Raw genomic sequence first — 18,090 nt, 5'->3', positions numbered from 1 at the left:
GGGGTCGCCGCGCAAAACGCGCTCAGACCCGTTCAATCGCCAGCGCGATGCCCTGACCGCCGCCGATGCACATGGTGATCAGCGCGGTGCGCGCGGCCGTCCGCTCCAGCTCGTGCAGCGCCTTGACCACCAGAATTGCCCCCGTCGCCCCTACCGGATGGCCAAGCGCAATTGCACCGCCATTGGGGTTCACCCGGGCCACATCCAGACCCAGCTCGCGGTTCACCGCAATGGCCTGCGCGGCAAAGGCCTCGTTGGATTCCACAAGATCGAAGTCGCCGGGCTTCATTCTCAGCTTCGCGCACAAGGCCTCTACCGCCGGAATCGGTCCGATTCCCATTACCTTGGGGTCCACCCCGGCATGCGCATAGCCCATCACCCGTGCCCGCGGCTTTGCGCCCGGAAACAGCCCACGCGACAAAACAAGTGCGGCAGCCCCGTCATTGATGCCCGAAGCATTGCCCGCCGTCACTGTGCCATCCTTCTGGAACACCGGGCGCAACCCCGCCAAAGCCTCCAGCGACGTCGCCTTGGGGTGTTCATCGACCGCAAATTCCACCACACCCTTGCGCGTCTCCACCCGGATCGGGGTGATCTGGGCGGCAAAAATGCCCTCGGCAATCGCCCGCGCCGCACGCTTCTGGCTTTCCAGCGCAAAGGCATCCTGCGCGGCACGACTGATGCCATATTGCGCCGCGACATTCTCTGCCGTCACCCCCATATGCCCGGTGCCAAACGGGCAGGTCAGCGCGCCGGTCATCATGTCGAGCGCTTTTGTGTCCCCCATCTTCTGCCCGAACCGCGCGGCAGGCAGGATATAGGGCGACCGGCTCATGCTTTCCGCGCCGCCCGCCACCGCGACAGTGCAGTCGCCCAACACCAGCGCCTGCACCGCCGACACCACTGCCTGCGCCCCCGATCCGCACAGCCGGTTCACGTTCATCGCAGGCACGGTTTCAGGGATTCCAGCCTGCATCGCCGCCACCCGGCTCAGATACATGTCACGCGGTTCGGTGTTGATCACATGCCCCATCACCACATGCCCTACCTGCGCCCCGCCAATCCCCGCCCGCCGCAGGGCCGAGCTGATCACTTGCGTGGCAACATCAATTGGCGACACCCCGGCAAGGGCCCCGCCAAAGCCGCCGATCGCGCTGCGCGTCGCGGACAGGATGAAAACGTCTTGCGGAAAGCTGGCCATGGGAACCTCCTGAATTTCACCAATCTTAACGCCATTTCGCGCCGGGGGGAAAGATGACGCGGCGTCGATTGACACTCTGCCCGCGCCAAGAGAATGAGAGCCGTCACAACGCGCAAACGGGCCATGATGAAAGACATGAATCGGGCAAACACCGGCCTGTTGCTGGTGGGGATCGCCACCTTTGTCATGATGGGCGCCGGGCAATCGCTGTATGGCCCGGCGCTGCCCGCCTTTGGCCGGGCGCTGTCGCTCAGCGCGGCGCAGGCGGGTTGGCTGGTGTCGGCGCATTGGATCGGCTGCGCCGTCGGTGTCGCTGCGATGTATCGCTGGGGGGCACATGTCTCGCCCCGGATCAGCCTTGGCATCATGCTTTGCGGGGCAGCCCTGATTGCGGCGGCATTGGGCACAGTGGCGACCTTTGGGGGCGCGCTGATCTTCGGGGCGGGTTACGGGCTGTCCACGGTTGTCTTCAACCCGCGCATCCTGCGGGCCTATGGCGCACGCGGCACCGCCATGGTCAGTCTGGTGAACGCCAGCTTTGGTCTGGGGGCGATTGTCGCCCCGCTGATTTTTGTCTGGCTGGGGTCAAACCCCGCCCTGGCCTATGCGCTGGTTGCAGGGCTGGCTGCGTTGATCTGGCTGGGGGCTGGCCCCGCCGGGCGCGCGGCACCGCCGCCGCAGGCCGGAAGCGCCGGCCCGTTCCGCCCGATGCTGGCGTTTCAGCTGTTCGCCGTCGCCGGCATCGGGATAGAGGCCGCGCTGATCGGCCTTGGCCCCAGCGCGCTGATCCGCTCGGACCTGTCGGAGACCGCCGCCGCGCAGCTGCTCAGCGCGTTTTTCGTGGCCTTCCTTGGCGCGCGCACTGTGCTGATCTTCACCGCCCATCTGACCGCGCCATTTCTGCTATATGTGGGCGCGATGCTGGCCGCTGCCGTCTCCGCCACACTGGCAGTCTTTGTCAGCCCCGGCGTGTTCTTTGTGGCCATGGGCATCTCGGCGGGGCTGTTCTTTCCCGGCTTCTACGTCGCCGCCACCCGCCGGATGGGCGATGACCCGCGCACCGCCCCCACCATCATCGCCGCCGGGCTGGTCGGCGGCATCGCAGCCCCGGTCTTGCTTGCCCCCGTGCTGGATCAACTGGGCAGCAGCGGCTTTTTTGGCATCCTCGCCGCTGTTTCTGCCACCTGCGCGGTTTTGAGCCTGCGGCTCTGTCGCCGCCTGCCGGAAATGCGGCACTAAGCTGGTCCCGACCCGTTACTGCGGGCCGGGGGCTACCCCTTGGGTCACTGACTCTCGGGCCGCAACGGCACCCGGCCCTTTATGGTCAGGTGGAACACGTCGGCCCCCTCGATCACAATGGCCGAAAGGGGCCCGCCATAGGCGGCAGAGGAATCGATGTTGACCCGGTTGCCGTAATGCGTCGGCGCATTGATCGCCGTATGGCCATGCACGATCAACGCCTCGAACGGGTCTGCATGATCAAGAAAGCCCTTGCGGATCCAGAGCAGATCATTCTCGGCCTGCTCGGCAATCGGAAGGCCGGGGCGCACCCCGGCATGTACAAAGATCACCCCGTCCACGCGGTGCCACGCCGGGCGACTGGCCAAGAAGTCCAGATCCTCTTGCGGGACCCTCTCCAACGCATCGGCATGGACCTTTGCCACCGGACGGTCCGCCGCATTGGGCACACCGTAGGACTCCAACGTCTCGGACCCGCCGATCTTGGGATGCAGCCAGCTGTATTCGGGGCGCAGGCCCGGATCGCTGGCCTTGGGGTCGTCCATGAACATGGTGAACAGACGGTCATGGTTGCTCTTGAGCACGATCCAGTCCTGCCCCTGTGCCAGACCTTGCCGCAAATAGCCGACCACGCCCCGGCTGTCCGGCCCGCGATCCACCAGATCGCCGACATGCACCACCTTACCCGCCCCATAGCGCGCCATGTCCTTGTCGATCAGGTCATGGACACCGCGCAGGAGGTCCAGATGGCCGTGGATATCGCCGACGGCATAGGTGTGACGGGGCTGCATGACCGGGCCTTTGCTTTAGCGGAAAGCCCGGGGGCGCTGCCCCCGGACCCCCGGGATATTTAGGAACAGATGATGAGCAATGCGGCGCGCCCTGTCATGCCCCTTCGAACACCAAAGGCTTCACCTGCAGGAACATGCCAGTCGAGTCCAGGGTCTCCACCACCTTGGGGTTGATCGGCTGATCGAGGTACAAAAGCGCAATCGCATCCTGCCCGATGGAGGAACGGCCAAGGGTGAAGTTCGCGATGTTCACCCCGTTCTTACCAAGCGTCATCCCGAGCAAACCAATGATGCCCGGCACATCTTCGTTGGTGGTGTAAAGCATGTGCTCGCCCACCTCGGCGTCGATATTAATGCCCTTGATCTGGATGAAGCGCGGCTTGCCATCCGAGAAGCAGGTGCCCGCGATCGAGCGTTCGCGCTTGTCGGTCACCATGGTCACCTTGATATAAGCGTCGAACACGCCCGACTTGTCTTGCCGGGTGGTGGAGATCTGGATGCCCTTGTCTTTGGCCACCACCGGGGCCGACACCAGGTTCACATCCGGGTTCTGTGCTTTCAGCACGCCCGCGATGACCGACTGGTTCAGGGCAGCGATGTTCATGTCCGACACCCGGCCATCGTACAGAATGTTGATCGCCTTGATCGGCTCGTCCGTCATCTGACCGATGAACGCACCCAGATGGCTGGCCAGCTTGACCCAAGGGCCCATCACGGCAGCTTCTTCGGCGGTGACGTTGGGCATGTTCAGCGCATTGGTGACGGCCCCCGTCAGCAGGTAATCCGACATCTGCTCGGCCACCTGCAGCGCCACGTTCTCCTGCGCTTCGGTGGTCGAGGCACCAAGATGCGGGGTGACGACAACATTGGGCAGGTTGAACAGCGGGCTGTCCTTGGCCGGTTCGACCTCGAACACATCCAAGGCCGCGCCTGCGACGTGGCCGGAGGTCAGGGCGGCGGCAAGCGCGGCTTCGTCAATCAGACCGCCCCGGGCGCAGTTGATGATCCGCACGCCCTTTTTGGTCTTCGCAAGGCTTTCCGCCGACAGGATGTTGCGGGTCTTGTCGGTGAGCGGCACATGCAGGGTGATGAAATCGGCCCGCGCCAGCAGCTCATCCAGTTCCACCTTGGTGACGCCCATCTGCACCGCGCGCTCATCAGACAGGAAGGGGTCATAGGCCACAACCTTCATCTTCAACCCCACGGCGCGGTCGCAGACGATGCCGCCGATATTGCCAGCCCCGATCACGCCCAGGGTCTTGTTGAACAGCTCTACCCCCATGAAGCGCGACTTTTCCCACAGACCCGCATGGGTGCTGGCATTGGCGTCTGGCAATTGCCGGGCCACGGCAAACATCATCGCAATCGCATGTTCGGCTGTGGTGATCGAGTTGCCGAACGGCGTGTTCATCACGATAACGCCCTTTTTAGACGCGGCGGGAATGTCGACATTGTCGACACCGATGCCGGCGCGGCCGATCACCTTCAGCCGTGTGGCGGCCGCCAGCAGCTTTTCGGTGGCTTTGGTGGCCGACCGGATCGCCAGCCCGTCATACTGATCGATAACGGCCAGCAGCGCATCCTTGTCCTTGCCCAGCTTGGGCATGTAATCCACCTCGACCCCACGGTCGCGGAAGATCTGAACAGCGGTTTCAGAGAGTTCGTCGGAAACGAGAACCTTGGGGGCCATTTGGGAAGTCCTTGAAATATGAATGGGGGCGGCGGGGTGAACCCCGCCCTACGGATAGGGGTAGGGCGGGGCGCACCCCGCCATCCCGGTCAGGCGGCTTGTGCCTGCGCGGCGATTTCGGCTTCGAAGGCATGGGCGATCCATGGCATCAGGGCTTGCACATCGGCGGTTTCCACCGTCGATCCGCACCAGATCCGCAGGCCCGCAGGCGCATCGCGGTAGGCTCCGATGTCGTAGGCAACCCCGGCCTTTTCCAGCCGTTTGGCGACGGCCTTTGCGAATGCCTCGCCGTCCACAATCCGCGCATCAGCAAACTTGAGGCACACCGAAGTCGTCGATGCAATGTCTGGGGTTTCCGCCAGATTCTGCAGCCAAGGGTTCGACGCGCAGAAGTCCCAGACCACCTGCGCATTGGCGCTCGCCCGATCGACCAGACCGCGCAGGCCGCCGACCGATTTCGCCCATTTCAACGCGACGAGGTAATCTTCGACTGCCAGCATCGACGGGGTGTTGATCGTCTCGCCAACAAAGATGCCTTCAATCAGCTTGCCCTTTGCAGTCAGCCGAAAAATCTTCGGCAGTGGCCATGCGGGGGTATAGCTTTCCAGCCGTTCCACCGCGCGGGGCGACAGGATCAGCACGCCATGCGCGCCCTCCCCGCCCAGCACCTTTTGCCAGCTGAAGGTGGTCACATCCAGCTTGTCCCAGGGCAGATCCATCGCGAAGGCGGCGCTGGTGGCGTCACACAGGGTCAGGCCCTGGCGGTCGGTGGGGATGGCATCGCCATTTGGCACCCGGCAACCCGAAGTGGTGCCGTTCCAGGTGAACGCCACGTCGGCATCGAAATCGACCGTTGCAAGGTCCACGATCTGACCATAGGGCGCAATCTTCACCGCCGCGTCCAGCTTCAGCTGCTTGACCGCATCGGTCACCCAGCCCTCGCCGAACGATTCCCAGGCCAGCATCTCCACATTGCGCGCGCCCAGCATGGTCCACATTGCCATTTCAAAGGCGCCGGTGTCCGACGCGGGCACGATGCCGATACGGTAGTCTGCCGGCACGCCCAGAATCTCGCGGGTCAGGTCAATGGCTTCTTTCAGCTTGGCCTTGCCGACGGCGGCACGGTGCGAGCGACCCAAAGGGGCATCACCAAGCATATCAAGGGAAAAACCGGGGATCTTGGCACAGGGGCCAGACGAAAAGCGCGGGTTTGCCGGGCGCACTGCCGGGGCGATCAGATCAGCCATGGTATCCTCACAGATAAATGCCCTTCGTTGGGGAAGGGTGTCCCGCCGCCGGGCTTACAGACCTGCCCCCTCTGGCACAAGAGGGAAAATCGTCGTAATGCGGCGCATCACTGCGCGAAAGCGACGCATTTATCCAGACGGATGCCGCCCATGTTCACCGCCACCCTGCTGACCAACCCCGACACCCCGGTGCTTGACCGGGAAACCGTGCAGGCGCTGCGCAATGCCTGGGGCGGCGGCGATGCGATCTGGCTTGATCCGGGCGTGGCCGCGGAATTTCCGGTCGGGGCGATGCCCGCCAACCTGTGGGACGCGTGGGAAGGCCTGCAGGCCCTGCGCATCGACCTGTGCGTGCAGCCCACCGCCAACCGCCGCAAACGCCTGCTGATCGCCGATATGGACAGCACGATGATCCAGCAGGAATGCATCGACGAATTGGCGGATGAGGCGGGGGTCGGTGCCTATGTCGCCAACATCACCGCGCGGGCCATGAATGGCGAACTGGATTTTGAAGCCGCCTTGCGCGAACGTGTCGGCCTGCTGCGCGATCTGCCCGAAAGCACCATTGGCCACGTGATCCGCGACCGCATCACCCTGATGCCGGGTGGCCCCGCCCTCTTGGCCACCATGCGCGCCAACGGAGCCTATGCGGCACTGGTCTCGGGCGGGTTCACTGCCTTTACCGCCCGCATCGCGCAAACGCTTGGCTTTGATGAACACCGCGCCAACACCCTGCTGGTCGCGGATGGCAAGCTGACCGGACAGGTCGCTGATCCGATCCTTGGCAAACAGGCCAAGCTTGACGCGCTGCTTCAGATCACCACCCGTCTGGGCATCACACCAGACGACGCCATGGCGGTGGGTGACGGGGCCAATGATCTTGCCATGCTTTCCCGTGCGGGCGCAGGCGTCGCGCTGCATGCCAAGCCGTCGGTCGCCGCAGAGTGCAGCCTGCGGGTGAACCACGGCGATCTAACGGCGCTTTTATACCTGCAAGGCTACCGACGCGAAGAGTTTGCCTGATGATGATCCGCCCCGCAGGGCCAGATGACGCGCCCGCCATGGCTGACCTGCTGAATGCCATCATCGCCATCGGTGGCACCACCGCGCACGAACAGCCCAAAAGCCCCGATACCGTCCGCCACGACTATATCGACGGCCCGGGCACTCTCACCTGCGTCGTCGCGGAAGAGGCCGGCCAGATCCTTGGCTGGCAAGCGGTCGACCAACACCATGGCGAGGTGCACATCGGCACCTTTGTCAGCCCGCACACGCAGGCCAAGGGCATCGGCGCACAGCTTTTCGCGCAGACCCGCGCGCTTTGCGCCGCCAAAGGCATCAACGAGATCTTTGCCGCCATCCGCGCCGACAATGTCCCCGGTCTGGCCTATTACGCCCGCCTGGGTTTCACCGATGTCGGGGCCGAACCGGACTATGCGCTCGTCACCGGGCAGGTAGTCGGTCGTATCTTCCGCAAACTTACTCTGCGCTAAGCAGCAACGGCGCATCGCCCTGCACAAAGGCAAAGCCGTTCGGCCCCAGCAGCAACCGCTCGCCCTCCAGATGCGCGGCGTGGCACGGCGCGCCCGGAATCAGCGCGCCATGCGCGGCCAGCGTCACCGGGCGGGCCGACAGGTTGAACACGCAGGCCAGCCCGTCGCCGCGCGCAAAGCCAAGCAACGGTTCGGGCAGGTTGAAGAACCGTGTCCGCCCGACGCGCAAGAAAGGCGTCGCCCGCCGGAACGCCAGCATCTCGCGGTAGAATTCCAGCACCGACCCCGCCAGCCCGTCTTGCGCCGCCACATTGCGCGCCAGTTGCGGAGGTTTCACCGGCAGCCACGGCTTCACCGTTGAAAACCCGCCATGATCAGACGCATCCCATACCATCGGCGTGCGGCAGCCATCGCGCCCCTTGTAATCGGGCCAGAACCGGATGCCCGGCGGATCGGTCAACTCGTCATACAGAATGTCCGTCTCGACCTGCCCCACCTCTTCACCCTGATACAGACAGACCGAGCCTTCAAACGACAACAACATCGCCGCCGCCAGCTTGGCCACAGCATCACCCGCGCCCTGATCAGCCCAGCGGGTCGCGTGGCGGATCACATCATGGTTCGAGAACGCCCACATGGGCCAGCCATCCGGCGCGCCCTGAAAGAACCCTTCGATCTTTTCGCGGAAATGGCCTGCCGTGAATTCCGGCCCTAGCATATCGAAGCTGTAGGTCATGTGCAGCCGCCCCGGCTGCGTGTATTCCGCCATGATCGCCACATTGCGCCACGGCGCATCGCCCACCTCGCCCACCATAGTCCGGTCCGGGTATTCATCGGTCAACGCCCGCAACCGCTCCAGCCAGCCGGCGTTTTCGGGCCGCGACTTTGAAAACACGTGATCCTGCATGTCATAGGGGTTCACCGGCGGGCGGTTGTCCTTTTGCGGCATCGGCCCGTTCGACCGCAGCTCGCGGTCGTGGAAATAGTAATTCACCGTATCCAGCCGGAACCCGTCCACCCCCCGGTCCAGCCAGAACCGCAGCACAGACAGCGCCCAGTCCTGCACTTCCGGGTTGTGAAAATTCAGATCCGGCTGGCTGGGCAGAAAGTTGTGCAGATAATACTGCCGCCGCCGCGCATCCCATTCCCATGCCGATCCGCCGAACACCGACAGCCAGTTGTTCGGCGGGCTGCCATCATGGTGCGAATCGGCCCAGACATACCAATCGGCACGCGGATTATCGCGGGTCATCCGGCTTTCGCGGAAGAACGGATGCTGGTCGGATGAATGCGAAATCACCTGATCAATGATCACCTTCAGCCCAAGCGCGTGCGCGCGCGCCACCAGTGCATCAAACGCCGCCAGATCGCCGAACAGCGGGTCGACATCGGTGTAATCTGAGACGTCATAGCCCATATCCGCCATCGGACTTTTGAAGATCGGCGACAGCCAGATTGCATCCACACCAAGCTGCGCCAGATGCGGCAGGCGCGCAGTGATCCCGGCCAGATCGCCGATGCCATCGCCATTGGTATCCTGAAATGACCTCGGATAGACTTGATAGGTCACCGATCCCCGCCACCACTCCGTCATCGCCGTCCCCTGCACCGTTTGCGCCACTCAAACCGTTTTGAATCTGGCCTTCAACCCGGAATCGGCACCTGCCCCAATTGCCCGCTCTTCGCATACAGATGTATACCACTCGCCATGCGCCAGACCCTGACCCAGATCTACGACGCCCGCATCGCCGCAGGCACCCTGCGCCCCGATCCGGCACAGCACGCCGTGCTGCCGGAGCTGGAGTCGGTGCGGCTGTGGCTGGAGGAAAACGCCACCCGCCGAACGGGCCTGTTCGCGGGCCTGTTCGCCAAGCCGCTGGTGCCGCCCAAGGGCATGTATATGTGGGGTGGGGTGGGACGCGGCAAATCCATGTTGATGGATATGTTTTGCCAGTCCACCGACATTGCGAAAAAGCGCCGCGTGCATTTCCACGCCTTCATGCAGGACATCCACCACGGCATCCACGCAGCACGGCAAAAGGGCGTCGAAGACCCCATCGCCCCGGTGGCCGAGGCGATCATCAAGGACACCCGACTGCTGTGCTTTGATGAAATGCAGATCACCGACATCACCGATGCGATGATCGTTGGCCGGTTGTTCGAGCGGCTGTTTGCAGCTGGTGTTGTCATCGTCACCACTTCGAACCGCCCCCCCGAAGATCTGTATCTGGATGGGCTGAACCGGTCGCTGTTTCTGCCCTTCATCGCCATGCTGCGCGACCGGCTGACGGTTCATGAGCTGGAAAGCCCCAATGATTACCGCCAGCACCGGCTGTCCGGGGCGCAGGTTTATTTTCACCCCGCAGGCAAGGCCCGCGCGCAGATCGACAACATCTGGACCGACCTTTCCGGCGGCACGCCCGGTGCGCCGCTGAAACTGCCGGTCAACGGGCGCGAGGTGGAAATTCCCCGCTTTGCCAATGGCATCGGCCGCGCCACCTTCTGGGAATTCTGCGCAAGGCCCTTGGGGGCCGCCGATTTTCTGGCCATCGCCGCCGCCGTCCGCGTGCTGATCTTGGAAGACATCCCGCAGCTGTCGGCCAGCAACTACAATGAGGCCAAGCGTTTCGTCCTGCTGATCGACGCGCTCTATGAGGCGCGCGTCCGCCTGATCTGCTCTGCCGCCGATGAACCCGAACGGCTGTATACCGAAGGCACCGGCAGCTTTGAATTCGAACGCACTGCCAGCAGGTTGCGCGAAATGCAGGGCGCAGATTGGGGTCAGTAAGGTGCGGGTCGACCAAAGGAAACTGGTGGGCACACATCGCTCAACATGGTGACTGCAAGGATTGCTTTGCTCTTCGCTGTCAAGTGTTGGCGTATGCTGCTCTGCAGGTATCCCTGTTAGAGGATTGCCCGCAGAGGAATGCATTTCTCACAGGCTACCCAAAATATTCCTACGAACAGGCGAGGCCTTCTTTGTAGGAAATCGTCCATCTCGCCGCAAAACCGGGGGTCCGGGGGCACTAAGCCTCCCGGACTCTGGCGCAGCGGGGCCGCAGCCCCGCTGTACCAAAATTCAGGCGTCGATCCCGGCAAACTCGTGCGTCGGCTTGCGCCCGGCCTTTTCCGTGCGGTCCAGACCCAGAAACAGCACGATGTTCTTGGCCACATACAGGCTGGAATACGTACCGATGATGACCCCAAACAGCATCGCGAAGACGAAGCCCCGGATCACATCACCGCCAAAGATCAACAACGCGACGAGTGCAATCAGCGTGGTCAGCGCGGTCATCACCGTGCGGCTAAGGGTTTCGTTCGCCGACAGGTTCATCAGGTCGCGCAGCGGCATTTCCTTGTATTTCGCAAGGTTTTCCCGCAGCCGGTCAAAGATCACCACCGTGTCGTTCACCGAATAGCCCAGAATGGTCAGCAAGGCCGCCACGATGGTCAGATCGAACCGCAGCTGGAACAGCGCGAATACCCCCACCGTCACCACCACATCATGCACCAGCGCCGCCACCGTGCCGACCGCGAACTGCCATTCGAAGCGCAGCCAGACATAGGTCAGAATGCCCGCCGCCCCTGCCCCCACTGCCATCACCGCCAGCCAGATCAGCTCGGCCGAGACTTTCGGCCCCACCGATTCTACCGCAGGAAAGCTGATGCCCGGGTCCACCGCGCGCAGCGCCGTTTCAACCTGCGCAATCGTTGCGGCCGAAATCGCCTCGGCCCCGTCCTGCGCCTGCACCCGGATCATCGCGACATGCTGGCCGGCGGGAAAGCCCGGATCGAACACCTCGGCAATTGCCACATCGCCAAGGCCCAGCCCCGACAACGCCGCGCGGTATTCCGCCACATCCACCTGTTGCGAAGATTCTGTGCGGAACGTGGTGCCCCCCTTGAAGTCGATGCCGAAGTTCAGCCCCATCACCGCCACCAGCACCAACGATGCCACAACCGCCACCACAGATGCCCCAAACGTCACCCATTGCCAGCGGAAGAAATCAAACGTGCTATGCACCGGGGCCAGCCGGATCACCCCGGCCAGCCGCAACACCTTTGGCCTGCGCCAGACCATCCAGCTTTCCACCAACAGCCGCGTCACATACACGGCTGTGAACATGGATGTGAGGATCCCCAACCCTAGCGTCACCGCAAACCCGCGCACGGCACCCGACCCGATGGCAAACATGATCACCGCCGTCAGAAGCCCGGTGATGTTGCTGTCCATGATCGCCGACAGCGCCTTGTCAAACCCCACCGTCACCGCCCGCCCCGGCGTGCGTCCGGCGCGCAGCTCTTCGCGGATCCGCTCGAAGATCAGCACATTGGCATCCACCGCCATGCCCATCGTCAGTACGATCCCGGCAATTCCGGGCAGCGTCAGCGTCGCCCCCATCACCGACAGCGCGGCAAACAGCAGCAGCATGTTGATCCCCAGCGCCACATTGGCCAGCACCCCAAACCCGCCATAGCAGGCCAGCATGAACACCACGACCGCCGCCATCCCGATCACCGCCGCGGTCTTGCCCGCATCAATGCTGTCCTGCCCCAGTTCGGGCCCGATGGTCCGCTCTTCCAGAAAGGTCATCCCGGCAGGCAAGGCACCTGCACGCAACAGCACCGCCAGTTCGGTGCTGTCTTCCACCGTGAAATTCCCGGTAATGATCCCCGATCCACCCGCAATATGGCTCTGGATCACCGGGGCCGAGATCACCGCGCCGTCCAGCACGATGGCGAAGGGCTTGCCGATATTGGACGCGGTGTAATCGCCAAACACCCGCGCGCCCGACGCATCAAAGCGGAAATTCACCGCCGGCCGGTTGGTCTGGTCAAACGCGGGTTGCGCATCCACCAGATCCTCGCCGCTGATCACGGACTCGGCCTCCAGCCGGTAGACCACGCCCGGCTCTTCCGCTGACGGCAGCAGCAGATCGCCCGGCTCTTGCCCCGCTCCCATCCCCAGCACAGAGTGAAAGGTCAGCTTTGCCGTCGTCCCGATCAGCGCCTTCAGCTCTGCCGCCGACCCTATCCCCGGCACCTGGATCAGCACCCGGTCCTCGCCCTGCCGCTGAATCGTCGGTTCCCGCGTGCCCACCTCGTCCACCCGGCGGCGGACAATCTCCAGCACCTGCTGCACCGTGCGGTCATCCGACAGTTTCTTTTCCGCGTCCGACAGCGCGATCACCAGTGCAGCACCCTCTGCCTGCACCACGAAATCACTCTGCCCCGCCCCGGTCAGCGAGGCCACCGGCGAAGCCAGCGCCCACACCGCGCCCAGCGCCGCCTGCATTCCTGCAGGCTCGGTCAGCACGACCCGTAGCGTGTCTGCCGGGGCCGCCGCGTCGCGGCGCACGGTGCCGACCTGATCGCGCAGGGGTCGCAACGCCTCGCGCACCTCGCGCCACAGGCTGTCCATGCGCGCGGCATGCACCTCGGCCACGTTCACCTCGGCCAGCAGATGCGCGCCGCCGCGCAGATCAAGCCCAAGCGCCACAAGGTTTGACGGCAACCACGATGGCCAGCCCGCCAGATCGCCCGGCGCAGGCAGCACACCCTCCGCCACCTCCGCCATTGCATCATTGTGCCGCTCCACCTGCGGATAAAACGCATTGGGCAGCGCAAACAGCAACCCCCAGATGCAGACGGCCCAGATAAACAGTCGTTTCCAGACAACAGTTCTCGACATGAGTGTTCCTCACGACCCACAGCACCTTGCGCGCCAAGGGCCAGCGCAAAGCGGGGTCAGACATAGAAAATTCAGAGAATACGCCGGCACGCGGGGCTGAACCCCGCCGTTAGGCACTGCACAGCCGTGTCAGACAACCGGCGGCGCGCGGGGTTCTGGCCGCGCATGCCCGCGCGCCAGCACCATGGTTCCTGCGGCAAGCGCGGCATGCGCCCCCAACGGCGGCACGCCTGGCGTGCCCGCCGGTGGCAGACCTAGCGCCGCATCCGGGTCGGTGGCAAAGCGTTCATCGGTGGCGCGCTGAACAAGACTTGGCTTGATCTGCGTTGCAGCCAGATCGGGGGCAGGCGTCAGGCTCAACCCTGCCTGCGCTACAACCTGCGGCAGCATCAGCGGTGCCTGCGGCGCACCCGTCCACACACAGACCATCGCCAACACCACAAACCAGGCAAGAAACGCCCGGCGGGTCACAGCTCTGATGCGCGCAATCGGCATGCCGTCTTATCTCATGCGCCGGGTGGCGTGGCAATCGGCGGCGTGAACGGCGGCCCCCCGCGCGTTTCCGGCGAACCGAAACCTTTCGCATTGTTGATCATCATCAACGTTGTCGCCGTCAGCTGCCCAAGCGCCACCTGAACAGAGGACAGCCCCGATGACCTGAACCTGCGACCATAGGTGCCCGCAAGCCCATAGGACAAAGCCGCGCCAAGGCAGGCAAGCATCCCGGCCACCGCGAACCCCTTTCCATCCAGAAGACCGCCGCCCAGCAGCACAACAACACCCAGAAAGCCGAAGACAATCCCGATGATCTTGTTCACGGCGCCCCTCTCGTCTGACAGCAGGAAATGCGCGGCAATAATCGCAAAGATCGGCGTGGTTGCGTTCAGGATCGACGCCAGACCACTGGGAATCACGGTCTGCGCCCAGAACAGCAGGCTGAACGGCAGCAGATTGTTCAGCAGGCCCATGATCAGAAAGGACGGGATGGTGGCGCCCCTGAACGGCGAGCCTTCGCCTCCGACACGAAGCACAATTGCCAGCGCCATCGCAGCAAGCCCGGTCCGCAGCAGCACAACCGTCAACGGGGGCAACTCCTTTACCGCAACAGCGCCGAAAAAGAAGGCTCCGCCCCAAAGGAAAGACAGCAGGAGCAACAGGCCCCAATCCCGGCAGGACATACGCATCAACAGACTCCGTTCTACGTTGTGCCTGAGTATGCGCCCGGACGCTGGCTGTCTGGCAGGTTTCGGACATCATCATCTTTGGCACCTCGCCAAGTCCGCATGGTCGCCATAGGCTTGTGTCATGCTTGATTTTGACACATGCAATGAGGCACGGCTGCGGCGCGACCCGGGTTTTGACGGCGTGTTCTTTACGGCAGTGAAGACGACCGGCATCTATTGCCGCCCGGTCTGCCCGGTAAAGCATCCGCTGACCAAGAATGTCAGCTACTATCCGACCGCCGCTGCAGCCGAGCGCGCGGGATATCGCCCCTGTCTGCGCTGCCGCCCTGAAACAGCACCTTTCTGCCCAGCGTGGCAGGGCACGAAAACCACGGTGGAACGCGCCTTGAAGATGATCGGGGACGGCGCATTGGACCGGGGTTCGGTCGATGCTCTTGCGCAGCGTCTTGGCATCGGCAGCCGGCATCTGTCACGACTGTTCCTGCAGCATATCGGTGCTTCGCCGGTCCAGACCGCCCAGACAGTGCGCATAGCCCGCGCAAAGCGCTTGCTGGACGAGACCACCCTGCCCGTGACCGAAATCGCGTTTCACGCTGGTTTTGGCAGTGTCCGAAGCTTCAACGCGGCCTTTCAAAAGCTCTACGGTCGCGGACCATCCACGTTGCGGCGGCAAAAACCGCAATGAGCACTTCACGCTGCTCAAATACGCCTGCCGGTCAGGCTGCGTCCGTCAGAGGCTGTGGTCAGAATTTTAAAATCTCTTAAGTTTATTTTCTAACCTATAAAATTAAATTACATTAATAACTTGCCGCACTGCTTTACACACCCCAGACCTGCCACAGCAGCCGGGCCGCCATCAGGGTGGATGTGGTCACCAACAAGGGCTTGATCAGCCGCGCCCCCACCCGCATCGCCAGCCGCGCCCCCAACAGGGCGCCCGCCGTCTGGGCCAGGGCCATCACCAGCCCCACCGCCCACCAGGTCGCCCCCGAAAACACGAACACTGCCAGCGACCCCAGGTTGGAGGCGAAGTTCAAAAGCTTGGTATGGGCCGTCGCCTTCAGCACCCCATAGCCCGCCAGCAGGATGAACCCGATCATGAAAAAGCTGCCCGTTCCCGGCCCGAAAAATCCGTCATAGGCGGCAATCAGTGGCACGGCGGTAAAGGTGAACACCCCCGGCCCCATCCGCTGCACCCGGTCCAGATCGGTCAGCCCGGGCTTGATGGCAAAGAACAGCGCGACCGCCACCAGCACCACCGGCATGATCACCCGCAGCACCTCGGCCGGGATCAGATGCGCCACCAACGCGCCGCCCGCCCCTGCAAGCAAGGCAACCAGCGCCATTCCTGCCTGATCGCGCAGCCGCACATGCCCGGCACGGGCATAGCTGATCATCGCCGTACCTGAGCCGAAGCTGCCCTGCAGCTTGTTGGTCGCCAGCGCCTCCACCGGGTTGGCACCTGCCAGCAACAGCGCGGGCACCGTGATAAGTCCGCCGCCACCGGCGATGGCATCGACAAAGCCTGCGACAAAGGCGGCCAGCACCAGCAGGGCCACAAGATCAGCAGTCACTTCAAACATTTTGGCCCCACAAGGATTGCGGGGCCGTTCTGATCCGGTGCTCCATCGAAGTAAAGGGGCGCTAAAGCGCGACCCAGTGCACACCCGCAGGCGGGATCGTTACCCCTGCCCAGTCCACCGCCACCGAGTTGTAGTTGAACCAGAACCGGTGCGTATCACTGTCACGCCGCCGCAGCCCTTCGGGCAGCAGTTCCACCTGCACCCCGGCGCGCTGACAAGCGGCGGTCAGCATCCGATCCAGCGCCATCTCGTCCGGCCAGCCCGCCAGATAATGCAGCCCACCCGAAGCCATCAGCGCCGGGAAACCGTCTTCCGACATTTCCAGAACCTGACCCGAGGTGTCCACCTTCTCACGCCAGTGCAGCAGGTTGCCACCACCAGCCAAAGGCACCGGCACATCCGGTGGCAGGCTTTCCACACGCATCACGGTGGCGTCCAGCCCCGGCAGGTTCGGCGGTAGGGGCACCGGCGTGGCGAACTCCGCTGTCTTGGCATTGCTGCGCGGGCCGATGATGCTCTGGCCCTGATGTGCGGCCAAAGCCGCAAGGAAGGGCTCCGACAGCGTCGCCACTCCGGGGGCCAGCACCAGCGGGTAAGCCGACAGAACCGCCGTATCGGGCGGCAAGATGTCCACGTTCAGCCCCAGACGGCGCAGCCCCTTGTAGATGTGGAACACCAGCCGGAAATAGTCGAAGTCCCGTCCCTGCGGCTGGGTTTGCCACGCCCAGGCCGAGGCATAGTCAAACACCAGCCCGACATCGGCCTTTGCCGTGCCCTGATCCGGCATCGCAGCCAGTTCGCGCGCGACCTGCATCGCCTCGTCATGCGCGGGGGCGGCAACCGAATCGGGCCGCAGCAGCCCGGCATGCATGGTTTCCTGCGCGAACGGGGCCTGACGCCAGCGGAAATAGCACACCGCCTCGGCCCCGTGGGCAAATGCCTCCCACGCCCAAAGCCGCGCCATCCCGGGCAGCGGATCGGGGTTGTAGGGGGCCCAGTTCACCGGGCCAGGCTGCTGTTCCATGATCCACCAGCGGCCCCGCCCGACCGCGCGATAAAGGTCGTGGTGCAGCGCTTGCAGATCAGGGTCGCCCTGCCGCACAAAGCGGACTTTATGCTCGGGTGTCGCTTCCGACCTGTCAATCAGAAACCCCAGCGGGTAGCTGTCCCAAGACGCGATATCCAGATCGGCCCCCACGTCGAAATGGTCGAAGTCAGTGATCCGGCCCATGTAGTTGTGGGCAATCGGCGCGTCGGAAAACCGCCGGATGATTTCGGTCTGAACCCGGTTGAAGCTTACCACCTCATAGCTGGCAAAGCGGCGGAAGGCCATCACATGCGCGGGGTTCGCCTCGGTCACCGTCAGGTTGGGCAGGCCGATGTCGTCGAAACGGTCGTAATCCATTGACCAGAACACATTGCCCCATGCCCGGTTCAGCGCATCGGTGGACTGATATTTCTGCGCGCACCAGTCGCGGAACGCATTCAGCGCGGCGGGCGAATAGGACAGCACAGTGTCATGGCAGGCGTATTCATTGTCGGTCTGCCAGGCCGCGACATGCGGGTTGCGGCCATAGCGCTCGGCCATCGCCTGCACGATCCGGGCGCACTCGCCCCGATAGCCCCGATGCGAGAAATCGTAGTGCCGGCGCGACCCAAAGCCACGCACCCGGCCTTGCGCGTCCACCGCCAGCATGTCGGGGTGGCGGTCGATCATCCAGCGCGGCGGCGTGGCGGTGGGGGTGCCCAGCACCACCTGCAAGCCATGCCGCCCCAGCGTGCCAATCGCGCGGTCAAGCCAGCCCCAGTCATAGTGGCCCGGCACCGGCTCCATCCGGGCCCAGGCGAATTCCCCGATCCGCACCCACGTGAGGCCAAGGGCCGCCATCCGGGCGGCGTCCTCCTCCCATTGCGGTTCGGGCCAGTGTTCAGGGTAATAACAGACGCCAAGGGTACGTTTCATGCGGATG

The 18,090-nt window shown here is 63.8% G+C and carries 15 protein-coding genes; 5 read left to right on the top strand and 10 right to left on the bottom strand.

Annotation, left to right across the window (positions count from 1 at the left end; translation table 11 throughout):
* Positions 1-22: 22 nt before the first annotated feature.
* On the bottom strand, positions 23-1,201 hold the full coding sequence (gene bktB / locus EEB11_RS03415; RefSeq protein ID WP_135429017.1) for a beta-ketothiolase BktB: 1,179 nt from the start codon (positions 1,199-1,201) through the stop codon (positions 23-25).
* Between the two features lie 135 nt (positions 1,202-1,336).
* Between bktB and EEB11_RS03410 the strand changes: the two genes are divergently transcribed.
* On the top strand, positions 1,337-2,440 hold the full coding sequence (locus EEB11_RS03410) for an MFS transporter (protein ID WP_135429016.1): 1,104 nt from the start codon (positions 1,337-1,339) through the stop codon (positions 2,438-2,440).
* 44 nt (positions 2,441-2,484) lie between these two features.
* Here EEB11_RS03410 and EEB11_RS03405 read toward each other — a convergent pair whose 3' ends face one another.
* The 3 genes from EEB11_RS03405 to EEB11_RS03395 all read right to left on the bottom strand — a co-directional run bounded on the left by EEB11_RS03405 (position 2,485) and on the right by EEB11_RS03395 (position 6,168).
* Positions 2,485-3,231 (bottom strand): metallophosphoesterase, encoded by a 747-nt coding sequence (locus EEB11_RS03405; RefSeq protein WP_135429015.1) that lies wholly within the window; start codon positions 3,229-3,231, stop codon positions 2,485-2,487.
* A gap of 94 nt (positions 3,232-3,325) precedes the next feature.
* A complete protein-coding gene (gene serA, locus EEB11_RS03400) occupies positions 3,326-4,921 on the bottom strand; it encodes a phosphoglycerate dehydrogenase (protein ID WP_135429014.1) in 1,596 nt (531 codons plus the stop codon).
* Positions 4,922-5,010: 89 nt separating this feature from the next.
* The gene (locus EEB11_RS03395; RefSeq protein ID WP_135429013.1) at positions 5,011-6,168 is read right to left on the bottom strand and encodes a phosphoserine transaminase; all 1,158 of its coding nucleotides are present in this window, start codon (positions 6,166-6,168) and stop codon (positions 5,011-5,013) included.
* A gap of 150 nt (positions 6,169-6,318) precedes the next feature.
* Here EEB11_RS03395 and serB point away from each other — a divergent pair, with 150 nt between their 5' ends.
* Both serB and EEB11_RS03385 read left to right on the top strand, forming a co-directional pair.
* Positions 6,319-7,191, top strand: a complete 873-nt coding sequence (gene serB / locus EEB11_RS03390; protein WP_135429012.1) for a phosphoserine phosphatase SerB — start codon at positions 6,319-6,321, stop codon at positions 7,189-7,191.
* Positions 7,191-7,661 (top strand): GNAT family N-acetyltransferase, encoded by a 471-nt coding sequence (locus EEB11_RS03385; protein ID WP_135429011.1) that lies wholly within the window; start codon positions 7,191-7,193, stop codon positions 7,659-7,661. The genes serB and EEB11_RS03385 overlap by 1 nt, the downstream gene beginning before the upstream one ends.
* Here the strand turns inward: EEB11_RS03385 and EEB11_RS03380 are convergent.
* The gene (locus EEB11_RS03380; RefSeq protein WP_135429010.1) at positions 7,648-9,255 is read right to left on the bottom strand and encodes an alpha-amylase family glycosyl hydrolase; all 1,608 of its coding nucleotides are present in this window, start codon (positions 9,253-9,255) and stop codon (positions 7,648-7,650) included. The two genes, EEB11_RS03385 and EEB11_RS03380, sit on opposite strands and share 14 nt — an antisense overlap.
* 114 nt (positions 9,256-9,369) lie before the next feature.
* Between EEB11_RS03380 and zapE the strand changes: the two genes are divergently transcribed.
* Positions 9,370-10,449, top strand: coding sequence for a cell division protein ZapE (zapE, locus tag EEB11_RS03375; protein ID WP_135429009.1), 1,080 nt, complete (start codon positions 9,370-9,372; stop codon positions 10,447-10,449).
* A gap of 291 nt (positions 10,450-10,740) precedes the next feature.
* On the opposite strand, the gene secD is transcribed toward zapE, so the two are convergent.
* From secD to EEB11_RS03360, 3 genes are all read right to left on the bottom strand, one after another.
* Positions 10,741-13,353: a protein translocase subunit SecD gene (gene secD / locus EEB11_RS03370; protein WP_135429008.1), complete on the bottom strand. Its 2,613-nt coding sequence runs from the start codon at positions 13,351-13,353 to the stop codon at positions 10,741-10,743.
* A 129-nt stretch (positions 13,354-13,482) separates the two neighbouring features.
* Complete coding sequence (locus EEB11_RS03365) at positions 13,483-13,848, bottom strand: hypothetical protein (protein ID WP_135429007.1); 366 nt, start codon at positions 13,846-13,848, stop codon at positions 13,483-13,485.
* Positions 13,849-13,859: 11 nt separating this feature from the next.
* Positions 13,860-14,537: a DMT family transporter gene (locus EEB11_RS03360; protein ID WP_135429006.1), complete on the bottom strand. Its 678-nt coding sequence runs from the start codon at positions 14,535-14,537 to the stop codon at positions 13,860-13,862.
* Positions 14,538-14,658: 121 nt separating this feature from the next.
* Between EEB11_RS03360 and EEB11_RS03355 the strand changes: the two genes are divergently transcribed.
* Complete coding sequence (locus EEB11_RS03355) at positions 14,659-15,222, top strand: bifunctional transcriptional activator/DNA repair enzyme AdaA (protein WP_135429005.1); 564 nt, start codon at positions 14,659-14,661, stop codon at positions 15,220-15,222.
* Positions 15,223-15,355: 133 nt separating this feature from the next.
* Here EEB11_RS03355 and EEB11_RS03350 read toward each other — a convergent pair whose 3' ends face one another.
* Both EEB11_RS03350 and EEB11_RS03345 read right to left on the bottom strand, forming a co-directional pair.
* On the bottom strand, positions 15,356-16,120 hold the full coding sequence (locus EEB11_RS03350) for a TSUP family transporter (RefSeq protein WP_135429004.1): 765 nt from the start codon (positions 16,118-16,120) through the stop codon (positions 15,356-15,358).
* A gap of 61 nt (positions 16,121-16,181) precedes the next feature.
* Positions 16,182-18,083, bottom strand: coding sequence for a beta-galactosidase (locus EEB11_RS03345; protein ID WP_135429003.1), 1,902 nt, complete (start codon positions 18,081-18,083; stop codon positions 16,182-16,184).
* Positions 18,084-18,090: the final 7 nt, after the last annotated feature.

The organism is Pseudotabrizicola sediminis (genome assembly GCF_004745575.1).
GTDB classification, from domain to species: domain Bacteria; phylum Pseudomonadota; class Alphaproteobacteria; order Rhodobacterales; family Rhodobacteraceae; genus Pseudotabrizicola; species Pseudotabrizicola sediminis.
Note: the sequence above shows the minus strand (reverse complement) of the source record. Positions and strands in the feature narration are given on the sequence as shown.

Coding starts and splice junctions, on each gene's coding strand:
- bktB (WP_135429017.1), bottom strand. CDS start 1,201: ATGGCCAGCTTTCCGCAAGACGTTTTCATCCTGTCCGCGACGCGCAGC.
- EEB11_RS03410 (WP_135429016.1), top strand. CDS start 1,337: ATGAATCGGGCAAACACCGGCCTGTTGCTGGTGGGGATCGCCACCTTT.
- EEB11_RS03405 (WP_135429015.1), bottom strand. CDS start 3,231: ATGCAGCCCCGTCACACCTATGCCGTCGGCGATATCCACGGCCATCTG.
- serA (WP_135429014.1), bottom strand. CDS start 4,921: ATGGCCCCCAAGGTTCTCGTTTCCGACGAACTCTCTGAAACCGCTGTT.
- EEB11_RS03395 (WP_135429013.1), bottom strand. CDS start 6,168: ATGGCTGATCTGATCGCCCCGGCAGTGCGCCCGGCAAACCCGCGCTTT.
- serB (WP_135429012.1), top strand. CDS start 6,319: ATGTTCACCGCCACCCTGCTGACCAACCCCGACACCCCGGTGCTTGAC.
- EEB11_RS03385 (WP_135429011.1), top strand. CDS start 7,191: ATGATGATCCGCCCCGCAGGGCCAGATGACGCGCCCGCCATGGCTGAC.
- EEB11_RS03380 (WP_135429010.1), bottom strand. CDS start 9,255: ATGACGGAGTGGTGGCGGGGATCGGTGACCTATCAAGTCTATCCGAGG.
- zapE (WP_135429009.1), top strand. CDS start 9,370: ATGCGCCAGACCCTGACCCAGATCTACGACGCCCGCATCGCCGCAGGC.
- secD (WP_135429008.1), bottom strand. CDS start 13,353: ATGTCGAGAACTGTTGTCTGGAAACGACTGTTTATCTGGGCCGTCTGC.
- EEB11_RS03365 (WP_135429007.1), bottom strand. CDS start 13,848: ATGCCGATTGCGCGCATCAGAGCTGTGACCCGCCGGGCGTTTCTTGCC.
- EEB11_RS03360 (WP_135429006.1), bottom strand. CDS start 14,537: ATGCGTATGTCCTGCCGGGATTGGGGCCTGTTGCTCCTGCTGTCTTTC.
- EEB11_RS03355 (WP_135429005.1), top strand. CDS start 14,659: ATGCTTGATTTTGACACATGCAATGAGGCACGGCTGCGGCGCGACCCG.
- EEB11_RS03350 (WP_135429004.1), bottom strand. CDS start 16,120: ATGTTTGAAGTGACTGCTGATCTTGTGGCCCTGCTGGTGCTGGCCGCC.
- EEB11_RS03345 (WP_135429003.1), bottom strand. CDS start 18,083: ATGAAACGTACCCTTGGCGTCTGTTATTACCCTGAACACTGGCCCGAA.